General features: G+C 71.5%; 5 protein-coding genes. 2 read left to right on the top strand and 3 right to left on the bottom strand.

The window, feature by feature from the left end; translation table 11 throughout:
• Window position 1 precedes the first annotated feature (1 nt).
• Window positions 2-826 (top strand): pentapeptide repeat-containing protein, encoded by an 825-nt coding sequence (locus C1I93_RS28845; RefSeq protein ID WP_258378371.1) that lies wholly within the window; start codon window positions 2-4, stop codon window positions 824-826.
• 64 nt (window positions 827-890) lie between these two features.
• Here C1I93_RS28845 and C1I93_RS28840 read toward each other — a convergent pair whose 3' ends face one another.
• Complete coding sequence (locus C1I93_RS28840; protein ID WP_146603603.1) at window positions 891-1796, bottom strand: hypothetical protein; 906 nt, start codon at window positions 1794-1796, stop codon at window positions 891-893.
• Between the two features lie 211 nt (window positions 1797-2007).
• Window positions 2008-2529, bottom strand: coding sequence for a ribonuclease HI (gene rnhA, locus C1I93_RS28835; protein ID WP_111246411.1), 522 nt, complete (start codon window positions 2527-2529; stop codon window positions 2008-2010).
• 127 nt (window positions 2530-2656) lie between these two features.
• Here rnhA and C1I93_RS28830 point away from each other — a divergent pair, with 127 nt between their 5' ends.
• Window positions 2657-3190: a GNAT family N-acetyltransferase gene (locus C1I93_RS28830; protein ID WP_223256698.1), complete on the top strand. Its 534-nt coding sequence runs from the start codon at window positions 2657-2659 to the stop codon at window positions 3188-3190.
• 15 nt (window positions 3191-3205) lie between these two features.
• Here the strand turns inward: C1I93_RS28830 and C1I93_RS28825 are convergent.
• Window positions 3206-4422 (bottom strand): lycopene cyclase family protein (locus tag C1I93_RS28825; RefSeq protein WP_111246414.1); only part of this gene is annotated, 1217 nt, incomplete at its 5' end.

Below are 4422 nucleotides of genomic sequence, written 5' to 3'. Positions count from 1 at the left end.
GTTGCGGGGGGATTGTGAGCGGTGCTTCGGGCTTTGTTGCGTGGCACCGGGGTTCGCCGCGTCAGCGGACTTCGCTGTCGACAAGCCCGCCGGACAGGCATGCGGCAATCTGCGCGGTGATTTCGGCTGTGGCATCCATGCCGAACTGCGACAGCGGGGTTTTGCGGGCTGCACCGTCTTCGACTGCTTCGGGGCGGGTCAGCGGGTCGCCCAGCACACTTTCGGCGGACGGGACTGGCGCAGCGCACCGGAGACCGCAGGGCAGATGTTCGACGTGTTCGCGGTGATGCGTCCGCTGCACGAGCTGCTGTGGTACGTGACGGAGGCCGTCGCGCTGGACCCACCGGCGGCGCTGCGCGAGCAGTTGCTCACCGCGCTCGCCGACACTGATCGGCTGGCCTCCGGCAGCCCGCAGGAGTTGCTGGCGCTCGACGTCGACGCGCACCGCCGGGCGGTGAACGCGCTGCTGTCGCGTACCGCAGATCTGGCCCGCGCCCGCGATGGCGGCCCCGGTGCCGACCATCGCGGTGCCAACCTAGTCGCTCGGGACCTGCGCCGCGCCGACCTGCGCGGGGCGAACCTACGCGGCACGGTGCTGCTCGGGGCCGACCTGCGCGGCGTGGACCTGACCCGGGCCGACCTCACCGGCGCCGACCTGCGCGCGGCCAACCTCAGCGCGACCAACCTGTCCGGCGCCCTCTTCCTGCACCAGTCGCAGGTGGACGCCGCTCGCGGCGACCAAGCCACCCGCCTGCCGCCGGCGCTGCGCCGCCCGGCGCACTGGACGACCGCGCCCCGCCGTGCCGCCCGCCCGCACCGCCGCTGACGTCCGACCCGGGTTCGGGCCGCCCCGGTGGTCGAGGCGGCCCATTCGTCCGTCCCGGACCCGCCTACCTGGCCGCGCAGATGGCATACGCCTGCACGTTCCAGGTGCCGGCGAACGGATCCTCCTCGTACGCGGTGACGGAGATCATGGTGGGGGCCGTAGTCGAGTCGCCGTTGGGCCGGAAGTCGTCCACCACCGCCTCCCCGGTCGCACCGTTGACCTGGAACCCCGCGCCGGTCATCACCTGCCCGCTCACGCATGAGGCGTTGGCGGAGTGTAGATCGTTCGAACTGCGCGGGCTGCCGATCGTGACTCGGTTCAGGCCGGGCACCGGGTTCGCGCAGATGGCATACGCCGATACCTCCCAGTTCCCGAGGAAGGCGTCCGCCTCGTACGCGCCCACCGTCACCGCCGTTGGCGCGCTGACGGTGCTGCCGTTGGGTCGCAGGTCGTCCACCACCCCCTCACCGGTGACCCCGTTCATCTCGAACCCGGTACCGGTGAGGACCTTGCCGAACGGGCAGGCGGCGGTCGCGCTGTGAAAGTCGTTGGAGTCGTTGGCGCTGACCGCCGTGATCCGGACCAGTCCGGGCAACGGGTTCGCGCAGATGGCGTACGCGGTGATGTTCCAGTTGCCGGCGAACGGGTCCACCTCGTACGCGCCCACCGTCACCGCGGTCGGCGCGCTGACGGCGCTGCCGTTGGGTCGCAGGTCGTCCACCACGACCTCGCCGGTGGCACCGTTGATCTCGTAGCCGGTGCCGGTCAGGACTTTGCCGGCGGGGCAGGTGGCGGTGACGGACCGGAAGTCGGTGGAGTTGGTGGGGCTGACGGTGGCGATGCGCACCAGGCCGGGCACGGCGGCGGCGGCCGGGACGGCTGGGACGGCCAGGGTCACGCAGGTGGCACCCAACACGAGAGCGAGCGTACGTGCGGCGAGACGGCCGCGGTGGGCGGTGTGATCTGACATGTGGTGCTCCTGTTCCGCTACCCCCACGCCTGGCGTCTCGGCGCCGGTGCGCGGGGTGCCACTATTGCGGAACTACTTTAAGTAGCCACGCGAACAGGCGCTATCCAAGATCCGACTACAGAAAGTCATGCCGAACGGGTCAGCAGATGCACGCCAGGTGGGACCCGGGGCGACAGCGACCAAGGGGCTTGGCGGACCTTCGTGGCCCACCTCACCGAACAGCCCTGACCCGATCGCCACGCGCCGGACGGGCTGCGCTAGCGGCGGGTTGGGAAGTGGTGCGGGCCTCGGTCATGCCCCGGTTGGCCAGAGCGTCGGCGCGTTCGTTCTCGGGGTGGCCGTTGTGACCCTTCACCCACAGCCAGGTGATCCGGTGCCGGGCGCAGGCCGCCTCCAGCCGCTGCCACAGATCCGCGTTCTTCACCGGCTGCTTCGCCGCGGTCAGCCAGCCGTTGCGCTTCCAGGATGCCAACCAGCTGGTGATGCCGTTGCGCACGTACGTGCTGTCGGTGTGCAGCTCGACGGTGACCGGCCGGGTGAGACTCTCCAGGGCCTCGATGGCCGCGGTCAGCTCCATCCGGTTGTTGGTGGTCGGGCTCGCCTCGCCACCGCACAGCTCCCGCTCGTGTGTGCCGTAACGCAGCACCGCGCCCCAGCCGCCGGGCCCCGGGTTGCCGCTGCACGCGCCGTCGGTCCAGATCTGCACCACCCGGCCGGGCGTCTCCTCCACCATGCGGCAAACCTACCGAAGCCGTCGCCCACCGCCGCGACCGTCCCACCACCGCCGCGCCGCGAGCCGCCGGTCGGCGCGCCACCGCACGGGCACCCACGCGAGCGTGCCGAACGCTAGGGTCGGTCAAGTGAGTGGAACTGTCGCCGAACAACGATTGACCATCCGCCCGGCCGAGCCGGACGACGTCGAGGTGTTGCACCAATTCATCGTCGAGCTGACCAAGGCGGAAGACTTTCCCGGTGAAGTGACCTCCCGACCTGCCGATCTGATCCCGGCGCTTTTCGGATCGCCGCCAGCCGCCGAGGCAGTGGTGGCCAGTGTCGACCAAGAGCCGATCGGCTTCGCGTTGTACTACTCGACCTACAGCACTGTGGCCGGTCGGCCCGGCATCCACCTGGAAGACCTGTACGTCCGGCCCGAGCACCGGGGCAACGGCGTCGGCCGGGAGCTGCTGGCCCATCTGGCGCGGCTGGCCGTACGCCGGGGCTGCGCCCGCCTCGAGTGGTGGGTGCTGCGGACCAACGACCCGGCGCTGCGGTTCTACCAGCGGCTGCACGCCCGTACCCTCGACGAGATCGACGTGTTGCGGCTGGACGGGGAGCATCTGCACGCCCTGGCAGCGGAGTCGCCCGACCTGTTCAACCTCCGACAGACGGTCTGACTGGCCGGTCCGCGCTCAGCGGGCCACGCCGGCGTCGGCCGGTGGCTCGTCACCGACCACCGGCGGCGGGGGTGACCACGGCGGTCGGCGGTCCGGCGCAAGCCGGTCGTGGAGGCGTCCGGCGGCATCACCCACGCTGGCGGTGACCATCGGCAGCAGCCGGGTCGACCGCATCACGGCCAGATCCTCGGCCACTGTGGTGGCGCCGTCGAGAAAACGCAGCACCCGCGACGCCGGGTTGCGGTCGAACAGCCTCCCGAAGAACTCCCGGCCACCGACCAGGTCACGGTCCAGGGCACGCAACGCGACCGCGTCCATCCAGCGGTGCCGTGCGGGGTACGCGGGAGCCGGCACCGGCGGCTGTCCGGCCGCGAGTGCCCTGGCGATCTGGTCGGCCTGCCGGCGCATGGCGGAGAAGGTGAACCCGGTCGACGGGCGGGTGGCACCACCGGCGGTGCCGAGGCGGACCACCCGGGGCGAGGGGCGGGCGACGAACGGGCCGTCGGTCATCGGGATCACGCCGTTCTCCACTTCCCGCACCGTGCAGCGGGCCGGGTCCAGCCCCAACAACGCCTGGTAGCCGGCGAGCGCCGCGTCGTACGCCGCACCGGTCAGCAGGCGTGGCGAGAACTCGGTGTACTCGACGAGCGCGTACCGGCTGTCGACAGGCAACACGTATCCGAAGGAGACGCCCCGGGCGGGCTGCGGGGTGCGGAAGTCCATCAGGACGGCCCGTTGCGGGTCGAAGAACGGCCGGTCGGTCGCCAGCCACCAACCCCGGAAGTGCTGCAACCAGTTCGTCCGCCCGGGGCGGCCCGGTGGTCGCGGTCGGGAGTCCAGCACCCAACCGGCCCGCAGCGCCGGCCGGTCGCCACCGGTACGCACCAACACGCGTTCCCCGTCGTCGTCGAGCCCTTCGGCGGGGGCGACGATCCGGGTCACACCGAGACGCCGTTCAGCTTCGGCGGCCCGCTCGTAGACCGGGCCGGAACGCAACATCGCGTACCGCAGCGGGGCGAGGTCGAGGCTGCGGTACGCGTCGGGCGTGATCACCTCGACCTGGGACCAGCTCGCGCTGAGCAGATCGTCCAGCTCGTTGCCGGGTTGGTCCCAGAACGCCCAGGTCCGATCCTGGCCCCGCCGGTGCACCGGATCGACGACGGCGATCCGCAGGTCGCGCACCCCGTGCCGGAGCAACGCCGCCAACACGAGCGAAGCAGCCCCACCCCCAC

Source organism: Micromonospora endophytica (assembly GCF_003236305.1).
GTDB lineage: Bacteria > Actinomycetota > Actinomycetes > Mycobacteriales > Micromonosporaceae > Micromonospora > Micromonospora endophytica.
Note: the sequence above shows the minus strand (reverse complement) of the source record. Positions and strands in the feature narration are given on the sequence as shown.

Coding starts and splice junctions, on each gene's coding strand:
- C1I93_RS28840 (WP_146603603.1), bottom strand. CDS start 1,796: ATGTCAGATCACACCGCCCACCGCGGCCGTCTCGCCGCACGTACGCTC.
- rnhA (WP_111246411.1), bottom strand. CDS start 2,529: ATGGTGGAGGAGACGCCCGGCCGGGTGGTGCAGATCTGGACCGACGGC.